The sequence below is a fragment of the Thermoleptolyngbya sp. C42_A2020_037 genome (assembly GCF_015272455.1).
Lineage (GTDB): Bacteria > Cyanobacteriota > Cyanobacteriia > Elainellales > Elainellaceae > Thermoleptolyngbya.
Genome location: NZ_JACYLP010000045.1, coordinates 211,222 through 237,703, shown reverse-complemented (window position 1 = coordinate 237,703; position 26,482 = coordinate 211,222). Strand labels below are relative to the sequence as shown.

The 26,482-nt window shown below is 55.6% G+C and carries 24 protein-coding genes; 8 read left to right on the top strand and 16 right to left on the bottom strand.

Translation table 11 applies throughout. From position 1 onward, the window contains the following. Positions 1 to 10: 10 nt before the first annotated feature. From IGS16_RS15045 to IGS16_RS15030, 4 genes are all read right to left on the bottom strand, one after another. Complete coding sequence (locus tag IGS16_RS15045) at positions 11 to 691, bottom strand: queuosine precursor transporter (protein ID WP_297086757.1); 681 nt, start codon at positions 689 to 691, stop codon at positions 11 to 13. A 150-nt stretch (positions 692 to 841) separates the two neighbouring features. Continuing rightward, positions 842 to 934 (bottom strand): cytochrome B6, encoded by a 93-nt coding sequence (locus IGS16_RS15040; protein ID WP_068514956.1) that lies wholly within the window; start codon positions 932 to 934, stop codon positions 842 to 844. Between the two features lie 227 nt (positions 935 to 1,161). Beyond that, positions 1,162 to 2,559 carry a hypothetical protein gene (locus IGS16_RS15035; protein ID WP_297086755.1) on the bottom strand — a complete coding sequence of 466 codons (1,398 nt, stop codon included), beginning with the start codon at positions 2,557 to 2,559 and terminating at the stop codon, positions 1,162 to 1,164. Positions 2,560 to 2,732: 173 nt separating this feature from the next. Then, on the bottom strand, positions 2,733 to 3,002 hold the full coding sequence (locus IGS16_RS15030) for a GlsB/YeaQ/YmgE family stress response membrane protein (RefSeq protein ID WP_297086754.1): 270 nt from the start codon (positions 3,000 to 3,002) through the stop codon (positions 2,733 to 2,735). A gap of 1,068 nt (positions 3,003 to 4,070) precedes the next feature. Here IGS16_RS15030 and IGS16_RS15025 point away from each other — a divergent pair. Then, the gene (locus IGS16_RS15025) at positions 4,071 to 4,451 is read left to right on the top strand and encodes a resolvase (protein WP_297086752.1); all 381 of its coding nucleotides are present in this window, start codon (positions 4,071 to 4,073) and stop codon (positions 4,449 to 4,451) included. On the opposite strand, the gene IGS16_RS15020 is transcribed toward IGS16_RS15025, so the two are convergent. After that, positions 4,448 to 5,131, bottom strand: coding sequence for a glycosyltransferase (locus IGS16_RS15020; protein WP_297086750.1), 684 nt, complete (start codon positions 5,129 to 5,131; stop codon positions 4,448 to 4,450). The two genes, IGS16_RS15025 and IGS16_RS15020, sit on opposite strands and share 4 nt — an antisense overlap. 925 nt (positions 5,132 to 6,056) lie before the next feature. On the opposite strand from IGS16_RS15020, the gene IGS16_RS15015 reads away from it, so the two are divergent. The 3 genes from IGS16_RS15015 to lpxD are packed head-to-tail and all read left to right on the top strand — an operon-like array spanning position 6,057 to position 8,111. Next, entirely contained in the window at positions 6,057 to 6,317 is a 261-nt protein-coding gene (locus IGS16_RS15015; RefSeq protein ID WP_068514797.1) for a sulfiredoxin, read from the top strand. Between the two features lie 15 nt (positions 6,318 to 6,332). Beyond that, positions 6,333 to 7,049 (top strand): nucleotide exchange factor GrpE, encoded by a 717-nt coding sequence (gene grpE, locus IGS16_RS15010; RefSeq protein WP_297086746.1) that lies wholly within the window; start codon positions 6,333 to 6,335, stop codon positions 7,047 to 7,049. A 12-nt stretch (positions 7,050 to 7,061) separates the two neighbouring features. Continuing rightward, entirely contained in the window at positions 7,062 to 8,111 is a 1,050-nt protein-coding gene (gene lpxD, locus IGS16_RS15005) for a UDP-3-O-(3-hydroxymyristoyl)glucosamine N-acyltransferase (RefSeq protein WP_297086744.1), read from the top strand. Positions 8,112 to 8,206: 95 nt separating this feature from the next. Here lpxD and IGS16_RS15000 read toward each other — a convergent pair whose 3' ends face one another. Beyond that, positions 8,207 to 9,790, bottom strand: coding sequence for a DUF1565 domain-containing protein (locus IGS16_RS15000; RefSeq protein ID WP_297086742.1), 1,584 nt, complete (start codon positions 9,788 to 9,790; stop codon positions 8,207 to 8,209). A 347-nt stretch (positions 9,791 to 10,137) separates the two neighbouring features. On the opposite strand from IGS16_RS15000, the gene IGS16_RS14995 reads away from it, so the two are divergent. Beyond that, positions 10,138 to 11,184 carry a thiamine phosphate synthase gene (locus IGS16_RS14995; RefSeq protein ID WP_297086740.1) on the top strand — a complete coding sequence of 349 codons (1,047 nt, stop codon included), beginning with the start codon at positions 10,138 to 10,140 and terminating at the stop codon, positions 11,182 to 11,184. A gap of 43 nt (positions 11,185 to 11,227) precedes the next feature. Here the strand turns inward: IGS16_RS14995 and IGS16_RS14990 are convergent, their stop codons facing one another. Together IGS16_RS14990 and IGS16_RS14985 are read right to left on the bottom strand one after the other, a co-directional pair. Then, a complete protein-coding gene (locus IGS16_RS14990) occupies positions 11,228 to 11,983 on the bottom strand; it encodes a Uma2 family endonuclease (RefSeq protein WP_297086735.1) in 756 nt (251 codons plus the stop codon). Positions 11,984 to 12,129: 146 nt separating this feature from the next. Then, positions 12,130 to 12,351: a hypothetical protein gene (locus tag IGS16_RS14985; RefSeq protein ID WP_297086734.1), complete on the bottom strand. Its 222-nt coding sequence runs from the start codon at positions 12,349 to 12,351 to the stop codon at positions 12,130 to 12,132. Between the two features lie 85 nt (positions 12,352 to 12,436). On the opposite strand from IGS16_RS14985, the gene IGS16_RS14980 reads away from it, so the two are divergent. Both IGS16_RS14980 and IGS16_RS14975 read left to right on the top strand, forming a co-directional pair. Further along, positions 12,437 to 12,586 (top strand): hypothetical protein, encoded by a 150-nt coding sequence (locus IGS16_RS14980; protein WP_297086733.1) that lies wholly within the window; start codon positions 12,437 to 12,439, stop codon positions 12,584 to 12,586. Positions 12,587 to 12,668: 82 nt separating this feature from the next. Further along, positions 12,669 to 14,891 carry a pentapeptide repeat-containing protein gene (locus IGS16_RS14975; RefSeq protein ID WP_297086732.1) on the top strand — a complete coding sequence of 741 codons (2,223 nt, stop codon included), beginning with the start codon at positions 12,669 to 12,671 and terminating at the stop codon, positions 14,889 to 14,891. 97 nt (positions 14,892 to 14,988) lie between these two features. Here IGS16_RS14975 and IGS16_RS14970 read toward each other — a convergent pair whose 3' ends face one another. From IGS16_RS14970 to IGS16_RS14950, 5 genes are all read right to left on the bottom strand, one after another. Then, positions 14,989 to 16,461, bottom strand: coding sequence for a glutamine synthetase family protein (locus IGS16_RS14970; protein WP_068516867.1), 1,473 nt, complete (start codon positions 16,459 to 16,461; stop codon positions 14,989 to 14,991). 140 nt (positions 16,462 to 16,601) lie between these two features. Beyond that, positions 16,602 to 17,936: an NAD(P)/FAD-dependent oxidoreductase gene (locus IGS16_RS14965; protein WP_297086730.1), complete on the bottom strand. Its 1,335-nt coding sequence runs from the start codon at positions 17,934 to 17,936 to the stop codon at positions 16,602 to 16,604. Between the two features lie 291 nt (positions 17,937 to 18,227). Next, the gene (locus IGS16_RS14960; RefSeq protein ID WP_297086728.1) at positions 18,228 to 18,755 is read right to left on the bottom strand and encodes a hypothetical protein; all 528 of its coding nucleotides are present in this window, start codon (positions 18,753 to 18,755) and stop codon (positions 18,228 to 18,230) included. A gap of 65 nt (positions 18,756 to 18,820) precedes the next feature. Beyond that, complete coding sequence (locus IGS16_RS14955; protein ID WP_297086726.1) at positions 18,821 to 20,680, bottom strand: DUF1989 domain-containing protein; 1,860 nt, start codon at positions 20,678 to 20,680, stop codon at positions 18,821 to 18,823. An 11-nt stretch (positions 20,681 to 20,691) separates the two neighbouring features. Further along, a complete protein-coding gene (locus tag IGS16_RS14950; RefSeq protein ID WP_297086724.1) occupies positions 20,692 to 21,402 on the bottom strand; it encodes an ABC transporter substrate-binding protein in 711 nt (236 codons plus the stop codon). Between the two features lie 197 nt (positions 21,403 to 21,599). On the opposite strand from IGS16_RS14950, the gene IGS16_RS14945 reads away from it, so the two are divergent. Next, positions 21,600 to 22,493, top strand: a complete 894-nt coding sequence (locus IGS16_RS14945; protein ID WP_297086723.1) for a phytanoyl-CoA dioxygenase family protein — start codon at positions 21,600 to 21,602, stop codon at positions 22,491 to 22,493. A 7-nt stretch (positions 22,494 to 22,500) separates the two neighbouring features. Here the strand turns inward: IGS16_RS14945 and IGS16_RS14940 are convergent, their stop codons facing one another. The 3 genes from IGS16_RS14940 to IGS16_RS14930 form a co-directional block, all read right to left on the bottom strand. Next, complete coding sequence (locus tag IGS16_RS14940) at positions 22,501 to 23,343, bottom strand: intradiol ring-cleavage dioxygenase (RefSeq protein WP_297086720.1); 843 nt, start codon at positions 23,341 to 23,343, stop codon at positions 22,501 to 22,503. A gap of 233 nt (positions 23,344 to 23,576) precedes the next feature. Next, a complete protein-coding gene (locus tag IGS16_RS14935; protein WP_297086717.1) occupies positions 23,577 to 25,247 on the bottom strand; it encodes a mechanosensitive ion channel in 1,671 nt (556 codons plus the stop codon). 640 nt (positions 25,248 to 25,887) lie between these two features. Next, complete coding sequence (locus tag IGS16_RS14930; protein ID WP_297086715.1) at positions 25,888 to 26,187, bottom strand: hypothetical protein; 300 nt, start codon at positions 26,185 to 26,187, stop codon at positions 25,888 to 25,890. Positions 26,188 to 26,482 lie beyond the last annotated feature (295 nt).

Genomic DNA, 26,482 nt, shown 5'->3' with positions numbered 1-26,482 from the left:
GTTTCGCGGTTTATTGGTGCGGTTGCGACAGGTGAAACGGATTGAAGTCGGTGTTGCGATCGTAGTAGTCCTCCTGTTCCTCCTGCTTGAGCCAACCTGTAATGGCATAGGTGGCAGGGGTGAAGAGAATTTCGACGCCGCACTTGAATAAATAATTGGACACAATGAGTGGCCACAGCAGGGAGTTTGGCACGACCCCTGTAAAGGCGATCAGCACAAATAGCCCGGTGTCGAGCAGTTGCCCAATTAGCGTGGAGCCAATGGTGCGGAGCCAGAGCCAGCGTCCGGCCGTGCGAATTTTGAGCTTTGCCAGCGTGAAGGAGTTGGAAAACTCTCCCGCAATGTAGGCAATCAGGCTTGCACCGACGATGCGCGGCGTTTGACCCAGAATGGTTTCATAGGCGGCCTGGTTGCCCCAGTCGGCGGCGGGTGGCAGCGCCCCCACAATGGCGAGCGTGATTGCCATGACCAACGCCGACACAAAGCCTAGCCAAATCACTCGGCGCGATCGCCCATAGCCGTAGACCTCGGTCAAGATGTCGCCAAAGATATAGCTAAGGGGAAATAGAATCGTGCCGCCGTCGAAGGTGAACGGGCCAAGCGTCAGAATTTTGGTTGAGGCGATATTGGAGATTAGCAGCACTGCGACAAACAGCGCAGTAATCGTGTCGAGATGCTTGAATGCACGCATAGAATCGGGGATTGGAGGGGGAGGGTTGGCATACACAGAAAAGCCGGCATTTCAGACCATGTGGGGGCTGAAGGGCCAGCTTTTTGAGGAAACGAAGAATGACGGACTTTTTTGAGGGCGATCGCGCTCAATCCGCTTGTTCAAGGCAACCTAAATCAGCTTCACTGTCCGCAGGGCATAGTATAGACCAATCGCGCCACCAAAGGCGATCGCCAGCATTAGCACATATGCAACAAATCCCATTGCAACTATTCTCCTTCACCATCAAACTGGATTGCTCTTTCTTCAGGACTTACGCACTTGCGATAAGCTCTTTGGTCTTTGGACAATTTCTCGCAGGCTGCGCCCGCGAGAAATTGTCCAACTGCGTAAGTCCTGTTTCTTATTGAATCATTGATTCGGGGTTTGAAACCGTTTTCGCTGCCGATGCTTGAACCTGAAACCCGCTCAACACGCTATGTATGCTCCAGTTAGCGGCCTCCAAACCCAGACTTTTGCGTTGGTTTACCCTTTCCCTTTTTCTTGGAAGAACTGCGGGTCACGTCTTGCAAGGCTTCTTCAAACAGCGTTTGCAAATGCATCGGCACACTGGCTATCTCCGGCAGCGTGGGTTCTAGAGATTTGCCAGCGCCCGCTAGAACCTCGTCCAAGTCATCTAGTCTAAACGATGGGCGATCGAGGCAGCGCTGCAAAGCCTCCGTCAATGGCTGGGGATAGTCTTCTGCCATGCAGTGCCAAACGTAGGCGTTCACTGCATCTTCTTTCAGATATTTTTGAAGAATTTGGTCTGCTCCTGCCGTTGCCGCTTCATCTGTGGATTCAAGCAGTTGGGTCAGTCGTGCATAGTCCTTCAAAAAGGTTTGACCCCATCGAGGATGCACAAACACGGTTACCGCTTCCGCCCGACGCAGGTCGTCTGGCAAACTGATCGGCGGCATCACCATTTTGATAGATTGATTGCTATTGAGCAGGTGGTTGACTGCTCCACTTTCTTCACCCAATAGCTCTGCCGACTCTGCCACATCTTCTTCCGAAAGACCTGCTTCGTTGACCAGTTCTTTTAAGGATTTAGAGGCATCAATCCCTGCTTCTGCCAAGCGGCGTTGAGTCATTTCGTCCTGATAAGCTTTGAGCTGCCTGTTCAACTCGTGCCCCGGCAGGATTATGCGATTTGTTCCAAAGAATTCCACAAAATATTGATGATATCGCTCTACGGAAGTCCAAGCTTCTTCTAATAGCTCTGGTGCGTCGCCATAGAGCTGATTGGGAAACCAGTTTTTGAAGTTGCCAATGGCGACTGCGAGCTTGGGTTTTCCTAATTTTCCAAGCAGCATCAAGGGGCCGGAAAATATCCACTGATCTGGTGTTTCGGGCCAGAGGCGGGTCACGACGATCTCACCAGGGCTGAGGCGAGAAAGTTCTTCTGAAGAGTGGAACCGATCTGGCTTTGCCCAGTAGCATTTTTCCGTGAGCCAATTCATCACCTTGTAGCGATCGCCCTCAACTTGCAGCACCCCAAACAGTCCGTTAAAAGCCCGTTTCCAGGATTCGACTAACGCCCGATCGTCCTGCGACCGATTAGAGATATTCTGAGCAAAAATATCTAGCACGGATTGCCCATTGACCTGCCCTTTCGTCAAAAACATGTCAATCGCCAAATCGGTGCGGCTGATTCCCTGGAGGTTTGTGGCTGCCCAACGACGGAGCTGATCAGCGCTGTAGCGTTCTAGGGCGATCGCCAATTCATCTTCCGCATCCAACACAAAGTCTCGCAATTCCTGCTTTAAGGACTCGGCTTTTGATTCAGCTTCAGATTTAGAAGATTTAGGTTGCTTGAAGGATTCACTCATTAGTAGGTCAGTTGACATAGCTTAAAAAGAACGATGAAAACTATTGATATATCTAAAAAATATCTGCTCCAGTCTCGACATTTAAAACAAACGGCTAGAAAAGCGGCATCCAGAAAACGATGTCTAAAAAATGATTTAGGGCAACCATCCAAACAGTTGCCCTAAATCATATTGTTGGCTAGGGGCTCCAATTAAACAGCCCGACGAGTCGCGGAATAGTAAACAAACAGTGCAATAATCGCGCCCAGCACAGCAATAAAAACGCCGCCAACGCTGAGCCCTGCAGCCGTGAGTGCTAGAGTGCCTGTCGTAATCAGGTTGTAAAGGCTACCACCCACAAATGCACCAATCACACCTAGCAGCAGCGTTCCCAGAATACCAACACTTTGATGACCAGGATAAATCGCTTTGGCGATCGCACCGGCTACCAGACCCAACACGATCCAAGCTAGAAGGTTCATAGGTAATCTCCTAAAGTTCAACAGGCTTTTGAATGCCCTTTCGTTCATAGCTAAACAATATCGAATCTGTCTTGTGAGCAAGACCATCTGAAGACGTAGTTCGCTCTTATCTAAAGAGAGACTTGGTTTCTATAAGCTTTAATTTCAGACATTTAAGTGGAAATGTTATGCAACATTTCCGTGCATGGTGGGGTTAAAGACTTTTTTCAAAGACTCCCTTTCAAGGACAAGGATTTTGTGACTGCTAATTCTTCACTCGCTTTAGAAACTCGCTTCAGAGTCGTTGCCAGTAAATGGATACCCTTTTGGAGGATGTGTTAGCGCTAGCGTAACGGGTCAAGATTTTGCGGTGCGGCTACGCAAAACAGCACCCTACAGCCCGATTTATTGATGTTGACCCACTTGGTGGGTTGCAGCGCAGTTCTGAAGCACCTGTTGCGGCAGGTTATTTATCGCCCTGACTAGCTGCGGTCAACGCAAATACTCAGTGCATCAAAACGCTCTTCTAGTAAAGCTTTCAATGATGCAGTTTATTTTCTGGACTTAATTTGGACTATTCTTTTAACCCCTGTAGGGCAGCCAGGCAACGCTAGTCTTCTGAACCGATAACGCTGTAGCGATCGCCCTGCTCCATTGAAAACTCTGGCGTTTTGCCGCCTCAACCCTAACACAGCCCGTGCGGAAGAGCGCAGAAGTTTGATTGCAACTTCAATTGTCAGATCCGAATAGCGGAGTCGAGTCATATTCCTAAAAAGTCTTAATTTGAGACTAGTAATCCATTTTCTGGACTCGTTTTAAGATTAAAAGTCTTTTTATAGGTCTAATAATGAGCGTGTTTGTCCAAAAAGAGACAAAGGCGACCGCCTTTTTCGATCGGAGAAATAAAAATACACTAAAAATATGTCCAATAAAGAGACTTATATTCTCTTTTTAAGACTTAAAATAAGACAATAAATCCAATAAAAAGACTATTATTGAGATAAGCATTCTTAAATATAGACTCAAGATAAGACCAATCGGATAAAATTAAGACAAACGCAATTCTTAAAAATTCTCGTCTGCAAATTCATGGACAACCGAGTTTTCACCACCCCCGAAGGACTGCTGACCGTCGAAGCTGCCCAAAAAGTGCTGAATCGCTCCCGTGCTTCGGTCTACCGCTATGCCAACACCGACCCAAATACCCTAAATCCGCCCTATGACCCATCGCGGCTCAACCCAGAATTGCGCCAATCGCTCGAAGATCCCATCCTGTTTCACCCCAATGAAGTTGCCCGCTTTGCAGCCGATATCCTTGGAATGAAACAAGTCACAATTCAGGTTCAAGAATCAGCAGAAACAACCACCCACAAGCTATTGCGGGCGATTCTCTCAGAACTTCAAAGCATTCGAGAGCTACTCGAATCTAAGCCCCCAAGTCGAGCAGTGGAGTCATTAAAAATAAATTAAAAATAAATCGGGATGCGGCATTCTTCCAGCAGGCGATCGCCCTTTTCTTGCAGCGCTTGAATTTCTGCGTCAAGCCTCGCAGGAACAGGCAAACTGGCGATCGCCAACATGTCTCGAAGACGATAGCGCCAGTCGTGCCGCAGCAGGCATTCACAATGATTTCGGAGGGAGTTTTGCTGTAAAAAATCCTGATCCGCTAGCAAAGATTCCAAAAGCTCAACCGCATTGCTTCCCCTTGGAAAATCGATTGCGCTGTTCTCCCAATCCATCAACTCCGCCACACCCGACCCAAACGGGCGTTTCCCAACGATCGTGCATCCGTAGAGCCAGCCCTCTACCCATCGATACAGCAAGGGAGAATCCTGATAGAAACGCGGCACCTCACTCGCTTCAAAGCAAAGGCTAATCTTTGCATGATTGAGCAACCTCGAATGGAGCATCCCATGCTCGCCTCGATCAAGCAGATCAGGCTTTGAAAAAGTGGAATACAAATAAAAGCGATCGCTCTCCGCCTGTCCAAATCGCTGATGAAGCTGTCGATGGATCGCTTCATTTCGACGACCATAGCTCAAGATATCAATCCAGCGGTGCCGCTGATTGAGTTCCACACCCAACGTATTGGTTGCCAGCGGCAAGTACATTGCATTAATGCCGTGCATCTTGCTTACAGAATCAGCCATATCTTGACTGATTGTAAATAGATAATCTAGGCAGGAAATAGCAGTAGGATTGAGGTGATTTGCGCTAAATCCATCCAATAGGTAACCAATTCTTACATCAAACCGTTTCAGCAAAGGGCCGAGTGTATGCATCGACAGTAGAAACTGCGACCCAAGCCCCACAATCAGCAATACATTTATCCCAGAATCCAAACTGGGCAACTGCTCCAACTCATACCAGGAGCGAAATAGGCGATGCCGATATCGTCGTGTAAAAGCCACATAGCGATCGGAAACTTTCAGCGGCCCTAGCCGAATTGACTGGTTATGCGTGGGATAGAGAAAGACAGGCTTAAAAACACTGGATAGAACTTCTTCTAGATTCTGACTGACCGACCAACCTACATGTTGATTATCAGGAGAATTTTCAGAAAAGACGTAGAGATTCAGCCCCATATACAGCAACAGCTAGGAGTTTTAGAAGATAGAAATCAAGATACTGTTAGCCTGGAGAATACAAATACAACATTGCTGTAAAACGTTGCCTTACTACCTACAGCCACAACATAAAGGCCTGCCAGCTATTAATAAAGCGAAAAGCATTAGCTAAATAAAGTTAGCAGAGAAATATAGATTTACATTCGAGAGCCTTTTTCTCAAGTTTTTATATTGCTAGCATAATTTACAATATTTTCATCAGAAACGCAGTTCCTGCGGCGCTACTTACGCAGAAAAATCATGAAGAATCCGTGAAGAAGTATTAAAAAGATCCGAAAAACACTTAAGGTCCGAAAAACACTTAGGCAAGCCGCAAAGCCCCATTTAGCGAGTTCACCAGGCGATCGCTTGCAAGTCGTACTCGTTATGAGTATGCTTGAGAAAAGCAGGCTGCATCTGCACCAGCAGCCTCACCAAAACTACATTGCACACTATCCCTTGCACTGCCATGAGAATCGAAGCAATCCCCATTCGCTTAATCCAGCGACCGCTCTTTCGTCAAAATGACCCGGAAAAAGTCCGGGCGCTGATGGAATCCATCCAAGAAATTGGACTCCAGGAGCCGATTGATGTTCTGGAAGTAAACGGCCAATATTACGGATTTTCAGGCTGCCACCGTTTTGAGGCCTGTTCGCGCCTGGGACATGAGACGATTTTATGCAAGGTGCGGCGGGCCTCTCCGTCGATTCTTAAGATGCACCTGGCATAGCGTCTGGCTCATCGCATGGTTTCGTCTAACAATTCGTTTCCCTATACGCCGCAGTTGCGATCGCTCATGCAGCAGGCTGGCATCCCTAGCTTTGCCGCGCTGGCTCATCAAGCGGGCGTATCTGCTTGGCAAATCGACCAACTGCGGCGCGGTAGCGTGCTGAAGCTGCGCGTGGGGGCGATCGCCCGACTCAGCCAAGCCTTAAACACCTCGATTAGCGACCTGATTGCCACCTTTTCGGGTTCTCCGCCCGTCGCTCGTCCAGGCTTGCATTCCACTTCAAAAGCTGCTCGATCCGAATCGCTGACGACCCTGCAAAATACCACGCTGCAAAAAGAGTATGAGCGGTTGCAGCGCCAGGTCGAACAGCAGACCGCCGAAGCCCTCCAGTCCTGCCAGCGGGCCGCACTGTTGCAGCTAGAGCCGTTGCTCGAAAAACTGCCTGTCTTCCTGAATGTGATTGAGCAAAACCCTGACTTTCCAGCCCGACAACTCGTGCCCCACTTGCGCCCGCTTGAGCGACTGCTCACCGATTGGGACGTGACCCCCATTGCGCCGATTGGCAGCGAAGCAGGCTATGACCCCCAAAAGCACGAACTGATGGAGGCTTCCAGGACAGCCGTGCAACCGGGCGATCGCATTCGGGTGCGCTTTGCCGGATACTATTGGGGCGATCGCCTGCTGTTTCGGGCCAAAGTCAGCCCAGTGCAGCCCGACGATACCCACCCCTAAGATTCTGTCAAAATGCGCTTTAGCGAAATTGTCCACCAGCTCGGCAAGCCAGGTCACACCCTGGATAGTAGCCTCCTCCAGCAGCCCCACCTCGACCCAGAGATCAGCGCGATCGCCCCCATCGAAACCGCCCCCAGCGGCACTCTCAGCTACATCGAAGGCGGTAAGTTTGCCAAACAGATTGCCACTACCGCCGCCAGCGCCCTGATCTTGCCCCAGGATGCCGCCCTGCAAAAGGCCGCCAGCGATCGCGCCATCGCCTGGGTCGCCACCCCCAACCCGCGCCTCCTCTTTGCCCAAGCGATCGCCCTGTTTTACCAACCCTTCCAGCCCGCCCCCGGCGTTCACCCCAGCGCCATCATCGACCCCACCACCACCCTCGGTAAGCATATCTCCATCGGCGCAAATGTGGTGATCCAGGCAGGCTGCGTGCTTGGCGACCACGTTTGCATCCATCCCAACGTCGTGCTGTATCCCGGCGTTTCCGTGGGCGATCGCACCATCCTCCACGCCAACTGCACCCTCCACGAGCGCACCCAAATCGGCGCAGATTGCGTCATCCACAGCGGCGCAGTCATCGGTTCTGAAGGCTTCGGCTTTGTGCCCACCCGCGACGGCTGGCTAAAGATGGAGCAATCCGGCCGCACCGTCCTCGAAGACGGCGTAGAAATTGGCTGCAATAGCGCCGTCGATCGCCCCGCCGTCGGCGAAACCCGCATCCGCCGCAACACCAAGATCGACAACTTAGTACAGATTGGCCACGGTTGCACCATTGGCGAAGCCTGCGCGATCGCCGCTCAAACGGGCATGGCCGGCGGCAGCAGCTTGGGCGATCGCGTCATCGTTGGTGGACAGGTCGGCATCAATAACCAAGTTCACATCGGCAACTTCAGCCAAATTGCTGGAAAATCCATGATTCACGCCGATATTCCGCCCAACAGCATCATTATGGGCGCACCCGCCATGCCTGCCGCAGAATTTCGTCGCATTGCCGCCGCCTGGAAACGCCTCCCCGACATGCAGCGCACCCTGCGACAGGTGCAGAAACATTTGGGATTGTAGGAGGGGTTTAATCTGGACGAAGGCATAATCGGCAATCCAAAATCCAAAATCGAAAATCCAAAACCCCAAATTGGTCTGGCTGCCGCCCCCCATACCTAGTCCACTCGCTCAATTTGGGCGCGAACCCCGTTCTGACGGAGAATATCAATCACTTCCTGGGCATTGGCTTCGCTATTGAACGCGCCCACCTGCATGACCACCGACTGGCGGCGATCGTAGGTGAGAAACGCACCCGGAAACACGCTCAGCACCCGATCTTGCACAGCCGCACTGGCAGCGGGAACCACCACCCGATAGCGCAACCCTAGCTCGCTAGCGCGGCTGGCAACGGGCGTAGTGGGGCGGGGACGAGCGCCAGACACTGGCACACTGGGCACACCGCTGACGTTGCCAATCGGCGCATTGGGGTCGGGCACAGGCAGCAGCGTGTATTGCGTGTAGGGAGGGGCAGGCGGAACAGCGACGGGCGATCGCCCCATCGCAGGCGGCCGTTCATATCGCTGCACCGTTGCTCTAGACTGGCGCGGAGCCACACGTCCAGAGCTTTCTGGCGGCGGCACAGGAATCTCGATCACGCCCTGGAAATTCGCAACGGGTTCCTGACGAGACGGCGAGAGCGCCACTGCACCGCCCTGGGATGTGCGCTGAGGCAAAGGACGAAAGGCACGCTGCTCAACCGGCCGCCGCACGGGAGCTGGCGCGGCAAAGCTCCCCGATGAAATAGCCTGGCTAGGCATGGGCTGGCCAGGCACAAACTGACTAGGCAATGGGCTGTTGCCATCTCCAGCTTGAGATTGTTGTGGGTAGATTACCGCAGGCGGCGCAACGGAAATGGGAATGCCCTGGAGAGACTGGGGCGCAACCTGCGTCGGCATCGAACCCTGCATTGGCATCGAACCCTGCGCTGGCATCGGCGCTGCGGGCGGGGCACCGGCAGACGAGGGCGATCGCCCTCCAGCCGCCCGCCCAAACGTGCGCGGGGTGGCTCCTCGCTGTGGGTTCAGCCCGCTGGATACCGGAAAATCGCCCGTCGGCGTGGTTGGCAGAAACCCTACGCCCGCCGCTGCAAAGGGAAACGGCACAGCGGGTTCTTCCACAACCTCAGCGCTGATGCTGGCCTGCGGCGCAATTGGCACAGCAGACCGGGCGGCTGGGCGCGGCGTAGCTGGGCGCGGCATAACAGCAGGGGCAGCAGTCGCAGCCATCGGGGTCACATCGCCCTGCGCGATTTGCCCCTGAATCACCACCCCCTCGCCGCCCGTGGTCGGGTCTGCCTGCACCGCCACCCCCGGCGGCAGCAAAATCGGAAACCGTTCCCCGTTGGCCGCTGCATAGGTTCCTGCCGCAAGCAGAATGACCGTATTGGGCGGCGCAAGTCGGGCAGCGTGGGTAATCGTACGGAAGGGCGATCGCGGCGATCCGTCTCCTGTGGCATCGCTGCCCAACACCGGATGCACAAAGATCAGTTGGGAAACGGCCGCTTGCACCACAGGTTCATTGGCCTGAGCAAATCGGCGAGGCACACCCTCCAGCGCTCCCAACGTCCCCAACAGCCCCAACATTAGAACGGCCAACTGGCTCCCCTGCTGGATGTGCAGCGTCACCGGAGATTGCCGAATCGACCGAATAGATTGCACTCGCATCCCGACTGGCGGCCGTACCCATCCCTTTAGAGTCATCGCTGCCCTCCCAAAAAAGCTGGAAATTTTTACGGGTTATGGTGTTTAGAAATTCAGCCATTCATACTAGCGAATCTCTCAAAATCTGCTCACTTTTTTATGTAAAAAAGTTCTGAAGCAAGTCGAATAAAGATAACTTCTGGCGATCGCCCCCATCATTTTTCCTGCTCCTTCTAGCGCCCTCCGCCTCAATTTCTCCCCTGCAACATTCACACTTCCCCTCCCGCCTTTGCCCCTGCTGCTCAAATTCGCTACGATCGCTCTCGGCTTTGTTTTGCTGCAACTTGCTCCCCGATTCAGCCCAACCCCTCCGCAGTCTAATCATCTTCACCCTCATCCCTTGTCGTATGCACCACCCAGCCGACCGCCCCCTCACTGCTATTTACCGCATTTTGGATGCCAACCTGGATCGGGCCCGCGAGGGACTGCGAATCGTAGAAGAATGGTGCCGCTTTGGGCTGAACGATGCCAGCCTGACCGCAGACTGCAAAGACCTGCGCCAGCGCCTCGCCCAGTGGCACACCGCCGACCTGCGAGCCGCCCGCGACACCCCTGGCGACCCCGGCACCGACCTGACCCACGCCGCCGAAATGGAGCGTCCCAGCCTCGATGCACTGCTACAAGCCAACCTGTGTCGAGTGCAGGAGGCACTGCGGGTGCTGGAGGAATATAGCAAAATTGACCGGCCCGAAATGGCCGCCGCCTGCAAACAACTCCGCTATCGGGTCTATGCGCTAGACAGCCAGCTCATGGGGCGATCGCACGATGGACGGATGCACAAACTGCGGCGATCGCCCCTCTACCTCGTCACCTCGCCCCACGAACACCTGCTGCCCATTGTGGAAGCCGCGCTCCAGGGCGGGCTGAGCCTGGTGCAATATCGCGACAAAACCGCCGACGACCCCACCCGGCTCCAGCTTGCTGAAAAGCTGTGTCACCTCTGCCGTCGCTACGATGCCCTGTTTTTGGTCAACGATCGAGTAGACATTGCCCTGGCCGTCGATGCCGACGGCGTGCATCTGGGTCAGCAGGACATTCCCATCGCCCTGGCCCGCCAAATCCTCGGCCCCAGCCGCATCATCGGCCGCTCCACCACCAACCCCGACGAAATGCAGCGGGCCCTCAGCGAAGGCGCAGACTACATCGGCGTGGGCCCCGTATACGAAACGCCAACCAAAGCAGGCAAAGCCGCCGCCGGCCTCGACTACGTGCGCTACGCCGTAGCCCATTCGCCTGTGCCCTGGTTTGCCATTGGCGGCATCGATGCCGAAAATCTGGGCGACGTAATCGCCGCTGGCGCAACCCAGGTTGCCGTCGTGCGAGCCATCATGCAATCCCAGCAGCCGACCCAGGCGACCCAAGCGCTGCTAACCAGGCTGGGGGTTAGGACATAAAGCTTAGGCGCTAGAACCGGGTTTTGCTGAAGAAATGCCCTTCTCAGTCGCCTCTATTTTTCAGGTTTTCAGGCACTTGGCCGGGCGGCAACTGGTCTGGATCAAAGCCGTGCGATCGCAAAAATGCCTCCAGTTGCTCTCGTCGCTGCCGTTCGGCTTCGGCTCGCTGCCGTTCGATTTCAGCTTCACTCAGGTAGCGATCGCCCTTCGCATCAAACCACGCCAACTGCTCCTGCGGCAGATTGCCAAACACAGCTTGATGCCGTCCAATGCCCAACCCCACTTCCGGCATCCAGTACGGTTCCCCACTCTGCAACTCGTACTGTCCGTTCGTTAATTTGTACACCTCAAACGGCTGATGCCCGTCCCGCTGCCAAAACTCTGGATTGTAGATGACATAGTAAAGCACCCCCAAGCGGGCGTAGAGGTTCATCTTTTCGTCATACTCCCCGCCATAGCTATGAGACACCAACTCCAGCGTCAAAATCGGCGGAATGTTGTTCTCTTCCCACAGCACATAGCTGAGCCGTCCTCGTCCCTTGCGGCTCGGCTTGCGACGGTCAACCCCCAAACTCAAAAATCCATCCGGAATCACAGGCACTCTCGGATTTTTGCCAGTCGTGTGATAAATGCCCATGTCCACGCCAAAATACCAATCGTTGCGGTTCGCCCAAATCGAATTGAGCAAAAACAGCAGGATATTGGGCAAAAGATTCTGGTCTTCATTGTCCACGGGCGTATCATCCGAGCAAGGTAGCTCTTCGCTGGAGGGCAAATGCTGTAGGTCGATCGGCAGCATAGCGAAACCTCAAACGTCCTTAGAATGTATCCATTGTAGGCGGGCAGGGGAATGAAGGCGGCTCGGGATGCAAGGTCACATGCAAGATCGCAATAATTGCCGGGTTTCAAGCAAACCTCGCAGCGCTAAATCGCTCAGCGGTCATATCAATCTTCTGGAATCTCGTTGATTCTGTGGCGATCGATCAAGTCTTGGTTATCTGGCCGAGCGAAATGCTCCTCTAGCGCAATTTGAACGGTTTCGCTAATACTCTGATTTTTAATTGCACTCAGAACCCTCAGAATTTTCTCGACATCAGAGGTTAAATATACTCTGAGCGTTTTTTTCTCTCCTGCCATAACCAGCGTCTTAAACAATACTCTCTCCATAGTCCTATGCGGGTATAGTCACTTGTGCCCAAGTGTCTATAGGTGTAAAATCGGTTTTGACGTACTAACAACGGAGTTTCAGCAAATGGTGGTCTTGTCTGACGATGAAGTGGCGCTGATTCGCGCCCTGCTGACGGCAGTGCGGACAATTAAAGTGCGGGAGATTGACAAAGCCCTGGTGATTTTAGCGAAAGGCGAAAAACGGGGAACACCGCCGAATCCAGGTCACGGCTAGACTAACGGGCTATGGCAACTCTGGTGACGGTCGTGTGGGATGATGCAAGGGCAAACGCTGTGGCGAACCTTGTGACGGGTAGATGGGAGTCAGGCAAAACGTGGGGGCGCGGCTGGGCAGGCAACTGAAGCAACAGTGGGCAGGCTTGCGGCGGCTGGGATGGGTTTGGGCGGTGGCGTTGCTGGTGCTGGTAAGCGGGCTGGGGTGGATGCATCCTGCTCAGGCCGCGGCTCCGCTGCAAGATCAGCAACCCCTGACGCTGGAACTGTTGCAGCAGCGGCTCAAAAAGCCCGTGACCCTGGACGACGGCGCAGCGATTGATCTGCGGAACGTAGCGATCGACCTGCGGCCAGAAAATATCGCCTTCCGCGACCAGTTTTATCGGCTGGTGCAGGCAACCTTGCGGCGATCGCCCACACCCCTCGGCCTCGACCTCAGCAGCAGCCTGATCCAGGGCAAGCTCGACATCGCCCAACTGGGCTTGCAGGCTCCGGTCTTTGGCGACGAGCTATCTGACCTGCTGACCGAAGACGAGCGCAACCAACTCAAGCGCGATCGCCGCCGGATTACCCAACTCAGCCAGTTATCCAGATCCCTGCTGACCCAGGACCCACCCCCAGTGCTAAAGCTGACCGTGCTGCGCGGGCCCCTGCTGCTGGCCCAGGCGCGAATCGAGGGCGTGGCGGATTTCAGCAACACGTTTTTCTTGGGTAAAGTAGACGCCGCCGGAGCCGATTTTAGCCAGGAAGCGGATTGGTCTGATGCCCGCTTTGGACAGCCCGCCAGCTTTGCCGATGCCCGCTTTCGTCAAGAGGCGCGGTTTCGCAGCGTCATCTTTTTTGAGCGAGCTACCTTTGGGCGATCGCGCTTTCAGGGTGGAGCCACGTTTCAGAGCAGCGAGTTTCAGGGCGCGGCAAACTTCAATCGGGCAAACTTTCAGCAGGTCGCCAATTTCAGCCGGGTACGCTGGCAGGGGAATGCCGACTTTGCCCAGACCCACTGGGAAGCAGCGGCAGTTTTCAACCAGAGCCAGTTTGCCCAGTCGCTATTTCTCTCGGATGCAGTGTTTGAGCAGGCAGCGACCTTCCGCGAGGTGCAGTTTGGGCAGCCCGTGAATCTTCGCGGTGCAGTCATTCAGGCGCAGACCGACTTTGGCGATGCCAGCTTTGCCCCAGGGGCCTACCTCAACGTTGCAGGGCTACAATTCAACCCCGATCGCGCCAAAATCTTGGGCAGTCCAGGACAGATCGGTCGAGCCATTTCTGTGCCCACCCTGCAAGGCAACGAAACAATCTTGCGAAACCTGGTGCGAAACTTCCGCTCCATCGAGCAAATTGCCGATGCCAACCAGATTGGCTACCTGGCGCAACGACTGCGATCGCGCCAAATCGAGCGCTCCCTCTGGGGCCTGAACCTCAACACGGCATCTCAAGCGCAACTCCAGCAGATTGGCTTTTCGGCAAAACAGGCCGAGGCGATCGCCCTTTCCCGCGCCCAGCATCCCTTTCGCAGTCTGGGCGACCTGCTCAAACTCGACAGCATCGACCTGGCCACCTATGTCAAAGTGCGCGATCGCGTCGTTGCCAGCGAACCCCGCTCTATCTTTGGCTGGCTGGGCACTGCGCTAAACTGGGTTGGGCTAGCGCTCCTGCTCACCCTGACCCGCTACGGCACCAGTTCCGGACTCACCTTCGGCGTGGGGCTAATTGCCGTCGCCTACTTTGCGCTCGTATTCTGGCTAGTAGACCGCGTGCGGCGGCTCCATCCCCAGCCCATCCTGCCGACCCCCAGCGAAGCCGTGTGGATGCTTAGCAGCACCGGGCTACTAGCCACCATCGGACTCTCCATCGTCTTTCGGCTCGCAGAATCACCCTGGCTCACCCTCGCCTGCCTCGGCGCAGTCATCATTCCCGTCCCGGCAACCCTGCTATTTTTGCTCTATCGCGGCGGGCGGTTCCATCCCAAAATGGACGTGAGCTACTTTGTCGAAGAGGGCACGCTGCGCCAGTTGCGGATTCTCATCGGGCGCTTGCCCACCATTCCCCGCTACCCCATGTTTCGGGAGCGTTATGCACCGCTACTGTGGGATCGCCGCTGGAACTGGCTCAACTATCTCGACCTCAGCGCCAACAACCTGCTGCGCTTTGGGTTCAACGACATCCGCCTGCGCGACGAGCACCTGCCGGGGCTAATCACCACCCTGGTCTGGTATCAGTGGGCCTTTGGACTGATCTACACCGGACTATTGCTGTGGACGCTCTCGCGCACCATTCCGGGGCTAAACCTGCTTATTTACTTCAAGTAAATTACCTCAGGTAAACTACTTTAAGTGAACTGCTTTAAGTAAGGTGCTTCAAGCAAACTACTTCAAGTAACTAATCTTCAAAGGATTCACAAACACCCTAAGGCAAGCAATCCAGATACATCTCCACATCCCAGTCCGAGGTCGTCGCCAGAAACTTCTCCCATTCATCCCGCTTATACCAAGTGTAGAGTTTGTACATCTCACCCGGCAGTGCAGACCGAATCACCTCATCCTCATCGAGACGGGCCAGCGCCTCCCCCAGCGACATCGGCAGCTTCTTCACCTGCTTTCCAGCCTCCATCGCTTCGTAGAGGTTTCGGCTTTCCGGCTCACCCGGATCGAGATTGCGCCGAATCCCATCATCAAACGCCTTCAGCAGAGCAGCCGCCATCAAGTACGGATTGACCATCGAATCCACCGCGCGATACTCAAACCGACCCGGTGCCGAGACTCTTAGCCCACAAGTGCGATTCTGAAAGCCCCAATCCGCATAGACCGGGGCCCACAACCCCTTGTCCCACAGGCGACGATAGGAGTTGACCGTAGAGCAGCCAATCGCCGTCAGCGCCCCCAAATGCTCAATCACGCCACCAATCGACTGTAGCCCGATCGGGCCGGGCTTGGTCTGGCTAAGACTCGGATCAGGCAGGAAGGTGTTTTCGCCGCCCTTGCGATAGCTAAACGTACCAGGCATTCCAGGCAGCGAATCCAGCCCCAGGGCGTTGACCTCATCCTGTCCGCCATACCACAGCGACAGGTTGTGGTGACAGCCATTGGCCGATAGCCCCATAAACGGCTTCGACATAAAGCAGGCAATGAGATTAAATTCACGGGCCACCTGGGCACAGATCTGGCGATAGGTCGTGAGGCGATCGCACGTCCGCAGCGCCTCATCAAACATGAAATTCAGCTCCAACTGCCCTGGCGCGTCCTCATGGTCGCCCTGAATCATATCCAGCCCCATCGCGTTTGCATACTCAATCACCCGCAACACCACCGGCCGCAGTTCCTCAAACTGGTGGATATGGTAGCAGTTGGGCTTCGTCACTCCGCCATCCGGCTTGCCATCTGGCCCCTTCTTCAGCCACATCATCTCCGGCTCTGTGCCGTGGCGCAGGTGCAACCCATCGTGATCCGCCTGAAACTGGGCGTGAATACGGCGCAAATTGCCGCGACAGTCAGCCGTTAGATAAGATCCGGGCGCTTCCGGCTCTTCGCGGTTGCGGAAACACGTACAAAAGACACGAGCCACCCGCTTATCCCACGGCAACTGACAAAAGGTATCCGGGTCAGGAATCGCCACCAGTTCCGACGCTTCGGGCCCGTAGCCGATGTAGTTACCGTAGCGGTCGAGAAACAGATTGGCCATCGCCCCATACACCAACTGGATGCCGCGCTCTGCAACGCTTTCCCAGTGAGCCGCAGGAACCCCCTTACCCGTAATCCGCCCCGTCACCGACACAAACTGGTAATAGATGTACTGGATACCCAGTTCATCAATCTTGGCGCGAACCTGGGCCACCAGTTCTGCACGTCCCGGCTGAGCGACGTAGGCTTCTAGGTGGGTCAGGGTTTCCGGCTTAGGAACGAGAGCAGTCACGGGTCAATCTCCTTATTGCAAAATTGCAAATTCCAGGTCAGTTCAAGTAAGCGTCAAGCAAGTCTCAAGTAAGTTCGATACAAGCGGCGAAGCAAAAAGAACTAGGGCTGCTACTTCCCTAAAAAGCTAGCCAGCGAGTCGTCCATCGCCTCAATCCACGGAGTATGATGTACCGTTGCTTCCGTCCCTGTGCAGGGAGATCGAAACGCCTGATCTCGATAGCCCAAAATGCTCTGTTCCTTATCGTGTTCCCATTCCTTGAATAGCTCCGTCGTCAGTTCCCAATCGCAAGGGGGATAGTCTACATGATCAGCCATCTCGACGATGTAATCCTTTTGAAAGTCAATCTGCTCGAAGGGATTGGCCAGACTCTCTTCCCGCGCCTGCCAGTGGGCAATGTCGGCAGCCATTTCCTCATAAGACGGCAAGGCAATGCGCCCCAGCATCACATCCCGGGCATACCACGCCTGCACATCAAACATGCTGAAGGTATAGAACTGATCCTGCATTCCCAGGTACATCAGCTTGGGATTAGGCAGCCAGAAAATACCTTTGTAGAGAGAGCCAGGATAGAGGCGGTTCTTGGTTCTTAGCCGCAGACTGTCTTCCAGAAACGGGAAGCTGTGCTGATAGCCCACACAGAATATGATTGCATCGACCTTTTTGCTGCTGCCATCCTGGAAATGCGCCACTTTGCCCTCCAGCTTGGTCAGCAGCGGCACTTCCTCAATCCCCTCCGGCCATTTGAACCCCATCGGCGCAGTGCGATAGCTAATTGTGACCGACTTTGCGCCGTACTTGTAGGTTTGCAGCGCAATATCCTCAGCCGAATAGCTGCTGCCCACCACCAATAGATCCTTACCTGCAAACTCACGGGCTTCCCGAAAGTCGTGACTGTGCAGAACGCGGCCGGGAAATTGCTCAATCCCCTCGAATTTGGGCAGGTTGGGGATTGAAAAGTGCCCCGTTGCAACCACCACAAAGTCGAAGGTTTCAACGCGCTCCTGGTCGGACACCAAGTCTTTAACGCGGACGCGAAACTGTCCCTCGCGAAACTCCACCTGCCGAACGACCGTACTGAACTGGATGTAGCGCTGGAGATTATTCTTCTTAGCCCGTCCTGTGATGTAGTCGTACAGCACTTCGCGCGGCGGGAACGAGGGAATTGGGCGCTGGAAGTGTTCGTCAAAGGTGTAGTCTGCAAATTCCAGGCATTCTTTGGGCCCATTCGACCACAGATAGCGATACATACTGCCGTGGACGGGTTCGCCGTATTCGTCCAGCCCGGTGCGCCAGGTATAGTTCCACAGTCCGCCCCAGTTGGACTGCTTTTCAAAGCACACAATTTCTGGAATGTCGGCCCCCTTCAGCCGAGCTTGCTCGAAGGCTTGAAGCTGAGAGAGTCCGCAGGGGCCAGCCCCAATGATCGCCACACGAGGAGTCATCGCTTGGTTTTACCTCTTTCGACTGATAGTTTTCGACGGATAGTTGGGTTTGGGGTCAGGGTTTGGAGGTTAGAGCGATCGCCCGCTCTAAATACTGGGGTTTATAGCTTGTTCCGACAAGTTGATTTTGCTAAAACGGATACTGAATGCCGTCGGGAGTCAGGGGACGGGATGGCGGCTGGGTCTGGGGTGCTTGCGGTGTAGGGCTTTGTGAATTTTGACCCGCTTTCAACGGGGGTTTGCTCAGGTTGGCTGAGATAATTTTGCTCTTGGCAGGATTATGGCACCTGGCTACGGGGCGATCGCCCGCCGTTCCTCTCCCAGCCCAGCCTTTGCAATGTGCGCCTGCACCAGAGGCAAATCAGCGGTGGCCATGTGAAGTTCTAGCCGAGGCTGGCCAAGCCATTCGTGATGCCAGACTAGCAGGGCAATGCCCTCCAGTCGGGCAGGAACCGCGCGATCGCCCAGCAGCGGTTGCAGCCTATAGAGGGGCTTGGTCGTGGCCCGCTGATAGAGCCAGCAGAGACCCGGCTCCACAGGCAGCGAGAGTGCAGTCAGGTAGGGCGATCGCGCCACCCAGACCCGCCAGCGCAGCGGACGAATCAGCCCATCGAGCGCCAACACCTGCGGCAAGGCAACCCGAAAGTTATTTTCACAGAGCCGCAGCACAGCGCAGGGATAGCCTTGCAGCGTAGTTGTGAGGGATTGGAACGGGCTGATATGGGCAATGGACTCGCCAAACAGGTGGCGGGCGACTTGCAGTCCGTCAATTCCAGCAAAGTCCCAGAGCGTGCGATCGGTGGAGGGGGCAAGGGGCATAGCGCATAGCGTAAATGGAATGGAGATAGAAGCCTTGCTGAACACCAGAAGTCGGAGTCTGATGGCTATGCTTTGACCCGGCTTTTGCTGGGGTCGTAGGGAGAGAGGGGACCGACCGTTGCGCGATCGCGCCGCTTGATGCCATCCAAAAAGCCAACCTCAACGACCGTGCCGAGTTGGGCATAGTCTGGCGCAATCTGGGCGATCGCAATGCTGCGGTTCAGCACGGGCGAAAACGTCCCGCTCGTCACCTGTCCAATCCGCCAGGGCTGCCCTTCGGCATAGACCCCCTGCCCGCCACAGGCGACCTCATTCCCCGCCAGAGTTAGCCCAACCGCGACAAAGGGGGGGCGCGATCGCAGCGCTTCTAGAGCCGCCCGACCGATAAAATCGCCCTTACTCTTCAGCGCCACGCTCCACCCAATGCCCGCCTGATAGGGCGAGATCAGGTCATTAAATTCCCGACCAGCCGCCAGCAGCCCAGCTTCGATGCGGGCACAGTCGATGGCCTGCATTCCCATTGGCAACAGCCCAAACGGTTTGCCCGCCTGCATCACTGCATCCCACAGCGCCAGTCCGTTGCGGGGGTCTACAAACAGTTCATAGCCTAGCTCACCCGTGTAGCCCGTGCGCGAAATGAACACCGGGATGCCCTCCAGCGTCCCCGTGGCAAAGCGAAAATAGCCCAGTTCCGCCAGCGTCGAGAGGCCCCACTGGGGGTCGAGCCGGATCAGCGGGGTCAGCAGGTCGCGAGAGTGAGGCCCCTGCACAGATAAATTATGGAGGCGATCGCTCGTTGGCGTAATCTCCACCGCAAAGCCCCGCTCCTGGGCAACGGTTCGCAGCCACAGTTCATCAGTGTCGCAGTTGCCCACATAGCGAAACGCCGCTTCCCCCAAGCGAAACACAATTCCATCGTCCACGATCCCCCCGTGGGGATTGAGCAAGCAGCCATAGGCAGACTGCCCCACCGCCAGTTGAGCCACATTGCGCGAAAACACCCACTGGAGCAGCGCCAGCGCATCGGTTCCCGTCAGGTCAAACTTTCGCAGCGCCGACAGATCCATCACTGCCACCCGCTCCCGCAGGGCCCAATAGTCCGCCGCCTTGCCCTGCTGAGGATAGGAGAGGGGAACCCAAAAGCCGTTGTAGTCTGCCAGATGCCGCGTCAGGTCTCGAATGCGCGGCGTAAAGGCGCTGTCTTGCGTCAGGCGCAGCGGCAGACTGGGCGCAGCGCGATGGCCCCTCAGCCTGGGGAACGAAGACTCCGCTCCATAGATGCGGACGTGAATAGGCGTGGGATGCCAGCCATTTACAGGGTCGATGTCGTCTGGACAAGCCGAACTCGCACAGAGCAAGTCTTGGTGCGCCCTCAGCAGCACATAATCCCCTGGACGCGACCAGGCTTCTCCGGCAAGAATCGCGCCCGTGCTATCCACCTCGGTATTGAAAAAGAAATTGATCGCAGGCCAGCCCAACCGGGGCGCAATGCCGTAGGGCCCAAGCACCTGATTAAAATTTTCGCTGCAACTGGGATGCCCTGGATAGCCCGCATCTTCGTAATAGCGGCGGGTGCAGGCCAGCATGAAGCTATCATGGCGACCGCAGGTATCTTGCACCACCTCCACCAACGGCCGCATCTGCTGAGAAAAATAGTGGCTGAACAAACCCACCTGGGGCATCGCCAAACCCAGCAGCGTCCGCGTTACGGTGCCGTCCAGTTCCTCTTCATAGCCCTCGCCCGCAAAGGCCAGAAAATCTGAACACTGGCTGCCGTCTACGTCAATAATCTGGATAAATTGACCCGCTTTGACCGAATAGGCGATCGCCGTTCCTGGGGCAATCCGATACTCCGCCACGACGGGCGCAAGAGGCGCGGGCAGGTCATCATAGCGGTCTGGCGCGGGCACCCAAGCTTGTTGCATCACACCCCCCACTACACAAACGGAAACGGTCGCCAGGGAATCCACTGGCCCCACAGCGCGGCCAGCGTGCCGTCGCTGAGCAGCGCCTCTAGGGTTTGATCCAGCGCTTGTCGTAAGGCTTCGTCAGTCGGTCGGAGGGCGATCGCAAACGGATGCCGCGTTTCCACCGTAAACGCCAGCCGCAGCGACGGGTCAGCCTCGGCCGCCGTGATCAGCACCAGTTCATCATCCACCAGCGCGTCAATTTCGCCCGCCCGCAGCGCCGCCAGCATCTCCGGCAACACCTGATCGCTCCCCGGAAACGGCACCAGCGTCACGTCGGCAAATTGCTCCCCCAGCGCCAGGTTCGTGCTATCCGCCAATCCTCCCAGTTTCCTTCCCCGAAGATCGTCCACCGCGTAGATAGGGCTATCGGCCCGCACAATCACCGCTTCGTTATAGATCCCGTAGGGCCGGGTAAAGCGGCTGTGGCTGAGGCGTTCTGCCGTCACCGCTTGGTTAAACCACACCACATCACACTGCCCCGCGTGCAGCGTGGAATAAAACTCAGACATGGGCAGATTTTGCCACACGGGCACCAGCCCCAGCTTGGCACACACGGCCCGGGCCACGGCGGGTTCATATCCCAGCCGCTCGCCGTTTTCAAGGTGGCTCATCGGGCGAGCATCAAAATCACTGGCGGCAATCGTGAGCTGCCCCGGCGTTAGCGTTGAAAATTCCATAATCCTGCACAAACGGACGCACCCCATTGTGCGGAACTTGGCCCTTGCAGACCGTAGCGAATTTCACAATATAGAGTGGGCAGGCAGCGCTACAGTGGCCATCGATACCGGGGCTGTATTCCGCTGGTGATCCAGACAGGCTCGATTCCCTCCACGTTTCATCACGTTTCATCGCGTTTCATTCGGATTTCTGCGATATGGCTTATTCTCCCCTTCAGATCACTGAGGACGACATTCAACGCTTCCAGACAGACGGATTTGTCATCCTGGAGCAATTTATTGATCTGGAGCTAGTGCAGCGGCTGCGCGATCGCATCGAGCCGCTGTTTCGGGGCGAATTTGAAACGACGGTCTACCCCGACGAGTGGCACTGGCGACCTGGGCTGAGCCTGCCAGACGTGACCCGCGAAATTTGCAATGCGTGGAAGAGCGATCGCACGATTGCCAGTGTCGCTCTATCAGCAGAGGTTGGCCGCATCAGCGCCCAACTGGCGGGCTGGCCCGGGGCACGCATCGGCCAGGATAGCCTTTGGTACAAACCACCCGGTGGCGGCAAGGAGATTGCCCTGCATCAGGACGGAGCCTACATTAACTATCTCACGCCCGCCGAAATGGTTACCTGCTGGATTGCGCTGGATGATGTGAGCCTGGAAACGGGCACGCTTCAGTATGTACGCGGGTCCCACCGCTGGCCCTTGCTTGAGGTTGCAGGAGAGTTTCATGCGCCCCAAAAAGATTATCGCTGGGCCATGCTAGAAACCGCAAAAGCAGCCGGGGTCAGCGAGCCAGACATCGTGCCCTTGACGATCCCCGCTGGGGGTTGCGCTTTCCACCACGGGCTGTTGTGGCACGGCTCTGGCAAAAACCTGAGTGAAACCACGCCGCGCCGCAGCCTGGGCATTCACACGATTAGTTCTGAAGCGCGGTTTAGCGACGTTCCCCCTGGCTATATCTACGGTCGCTACAAGCGGATTAACGACAACACCCTGGATGAATCCTTCTTCCCTATCCTGTGGACGCAGGAGGGCTACCGATCGCCCCATCTAGCCAGCTATTGCAGAGATGCGATCGCCCTACCAGCCCTGGTTTAACCCATCTCTAGCCCATCTCTAATCCAATCCCAAATCTGCCGAAATACCCCCGATCGGTCTGCGCTACAGGCAGTAGAAGTTGCGCTCCGCCAAACTGGAAGATCGCATCTTGATGATTCCGCTGGGCCCGCTGTCCCCTAGCTGTGTAAGGCATTTGGCGATAAATTCGATCGGTCAGGGCATCGTCAAAGTAAAGCTGGGAGGTGAACTCGTAGCGGATTGGGGCGATCGCCCCTGATGTAGAGACGGTACGAATCTTGAAGTGAATATGAACGGTTCTGCCAGGATACCAACCCGGATAGATAGTCATAAACTCTGCAACCCCGTCTTGATCAGTCACCTGGTAGCCCCGTAGAAATGCCTGACCTGTGGTGTCTGACTGGCGATCGCGCACGCCAGAGTAGATACCCGCCGCATCACAGTGCCACACATCCACGACGGCATTGGGCAGCGGCATACACATGCGGGGGCCTTCCGGCTGAATGTTCCCCACCTGAAAGATTTGAAAAGACAGCCCCAGAGGCACGCCTGAACTGATCCGCCCTGTGGCAGGGTCAGCGCGAAGGTCCGCCCGATTGAGTTGCGTATCCACAAAGAAGGGCCCTGCCGTCTGCTGAGGCCGCACAATGCAATCGAGCAGGTCATCTGCCTGCGCCGAGCCAGAAGACGCAACGGGCGGCAACCCCTCCGGCTGACGGGAACACCCAAACAGGGCCGTACCCGCAACGCCGCCTAAAAAGCCGAGGACTTCTCGCCGAGATCGCGCAAGCCTGCCGACTGGGGAGCGTGAAATTGCTGGCGATCGCAGGTGGTTCATGACGCTAGTTCTTTTGGATACAGGCTCAGTCATTTGTAGACAATCGCACTTAATCCATACACCTACCATGTTAAACCGCCTGCACGAAGACCTCTTTGAGGGTTTGAATCGTTGCGCGGCGCTACCACACAACGATTCATGCAGGAGAGCCTGAGTCGATCTCCCTTAAACCCTCCTTTTTAAGGGGGACTGCCAGAGCGGTTCGGCCCGGTTCCCCCTCTTTTCTGAGGGGGGCTAAGGGGGATCAAAGGGCTTTCAAGCACGCCCTAGGAGTGCTGCTTGAAAGAAGCCAGCCATTCGCGGAGCTGCTCTGCGGCAACCTCACGTCCGCCCAGCCCAAAGGCGATCGCCAGCGCCACGGCGATCGCCCCCAGCAGCAAACCAAACGCCAGCGCCACAATATTGGTCGCAATGCCCATCTGCTGGAGCGCCATCGCAGAAACCAGCGCAATAATCGCAATCCGAGCCGCCTGCGCCAAAATTCGCGCCTGCCGACCGCCCGATCCCGCAATGAGATTAAAGGCCAAATTCGCCAGGTATAACCCCACGCCAAAGACAATGACCCCCACCAGCACCCGCGCCGACACTGCCAAAATGCCATTCACAATAGCCGTTAACTGCTGGAATTGCAAAACCTCAGCCGCTGCCACGGCGGCAAACAGCATAATCCCCACCAGCGCCAGAATGCCAACGATTTCCGAAGGGGTGCGCCGAGGCAGCGTTGCAGCAGGCTGGACAACAGTAGGCTCTCCTCCCGGCGTTGCATCGTAGGGCGGGCTGGACGGCGGAGGGGAAACCGCAGCTACCGTTTGTCTAGGCAGCCCCATCCACTCAAACACATTGTTGAAGCCGAAGCTGGTCAACAGGTTCGTCACCAAGTCTGCAATAAATCGCCCAATGACGTAAAACACGATCAACAGCACTGCCGCCGTGAAGATGCGAGGCAACGCGGTCAGAATGTCGTTCAGCATGGCGATCGCCGGATCGGAAATCGCCCGAATTCCCAGCGCTTGCAGCGCGGCGATCGCCGTCGGGATCAAAATCAGCACATAGACCAGCGTGCCAATCAAGCTAGAGAGCGACAGCGCCCCCTGAGTCCGGGAAAGGCCAAACTGAGTACCCAGCCGATCGACCCGCGCCGCCCGCAGCAGGTTCGTAACGATATTCCGCACAACCTGGGCAATAAACCAGCCCGCCGCGCCAATGGCGATCGCGCTCAAAACTCGCGGCAAAATCACCAAAAAATCGTTGAGCAGGGTCTGCACAGGCTGCAACGGCCCCTGCAATTGCAGCACATCTAAAATCAGCGGCAAAAAGAACAAAAAGACAAACCAATACAGCACATTGCCCAGCGTTTCACTCAGGAGAAACGGGCTTTCGGCTACAGGCTGTTGGGATGGAGCAACCGCGCCTACCTCTGCGCTTCTTGCGGCCACGTAGGGATCAGCCACCCCCGCCTCTGATTCTCTTGGGGCGACATTTAGCTTTTCGTCTAATCCAAATCGCGCCAATCCGCGAGTCACCAAAACCTTGACTAGGCTAGCCAAAACCCAGGCCAGCGCCACCAGAATTGCAGCACCGCCCAGCCGAGGCAGATAGCTAAAAATCTGCTGGAGGAAATTATTCAAAGGTTGCGAGACTACATCCAGCCGCAGCGCATTCAGAAACGCCACGATAGCAAAGATCATGATCACCCAAAACACCAGCGCCGCGCCCCACTGCTCCACACGGGGACGAGCCGTTGATCCGGCGGGCAAAAAGGTAGATGCCAGTCGGTTGTCCAGGTTCGTTTGCAGCAGAATTCGCTTGGTAATAGAAGCCGCGATCGCCGCCAGAACCCAGCCGGCAATGAGAATTAGAATTGCACCCAGCAGACTGGGCAGAAAGCTCCCCAATTGAGTGTTGATATTCGTCAGAAAAGCAGGATCAAACGCCATAAGACCATTTGGATACAAGGAGAACTACAAAGAGAACAATCAAGCTACGCAAAAAAATCTCAGAGAACCCCCTCAAGAAGCTCCCAAAGATTGACAGTATTTCTAAAGCGAATGAAGAGTGTGAGGGGCAAATCTTGCAGCCCTGACCACGAACAGCCAGAGCGCAACTCAGCTAGAACCAGCTAGAAATACAAGCCTGTCAAGAGTAATGTTAATAGCTTCCCAAAGGAAATCCGTCATCCCATCGACAGACAAATCTTTAAGATAGGGAGAAAAAATAGACCAGATCAGCATATCGGTTTTGCTTCCTAGATCGGTGAGTGCTAGAACACATTCACGCACCGTTGCCATACCCTAAACAGCACCGTTGCCATACCCTAAAAGGGCTAATCCCTCTTCGGTCACTCTAAGCAGATGAAAAGACGAGTTGTAGGTTCAACCTGCACTAGTGGGCAGAAGAACCCACTCCTCTTATACGTCAATTGCTCAAATCCGGTTTGCAGTGAAGCGACAGGAAAGACTTGTAACCAACGTCTGAGCGCCCTGTTTGAAATTTTCGATTGGGGAGTTTGGATTTTGGATAGGCAAACTAAACCGCCAAAATCCAAAATCCAAAACCCAAAATCGCCCTTATCTGTTCTTACTCATTCGCGCCAGGGTTGCTCCGCATTTCGCGGTGCAGGCAGCGCAGCACTTCGCCGGGTTGCTCGGCATTGAGGACGATGCCGTTGGGCGGAAATTCCAGGGCGCGAGTCCACTCAAAGCGTTCGGCATAGCGGAGCAGGTGCAGCCGGTCAATCGCCATCTGTGCGTCTTCGGGCAGGCCGATGATGCAGTGGCGCAGGCGGCGACGGTGGGGCAGTTCGCAGGTGAGCGGGGGCAGCGAAAACTGGGTCGCCTCCGAGCGTGGGGACGACCAGGTGTATTGAACTGTCAGCATTTGGGGTTTCCTCCTTGGAAACGAGGTAGGGAAACCCCGAAAAGATGGCCGCCCAAACGACGCAAAGCAGGTTTCAAGGCGGCCATACAATAGGCAAAGCCCTGAGACAGCTCACTCTGTCCTGGGGTCAGGCGTTGGTAGGTGTTGGCGCATCTACCAATGCCGTAATCGACGAACCGGCCAAATTTTCGGGGAGTGGAATAAGCTGCGTGTTGGAAAAATTACAGCTTGATGGACGATTGTAGTGGATACCCCTGATCGACGCAAGCAAAATTTTGCTACGGAATGTGAAGGG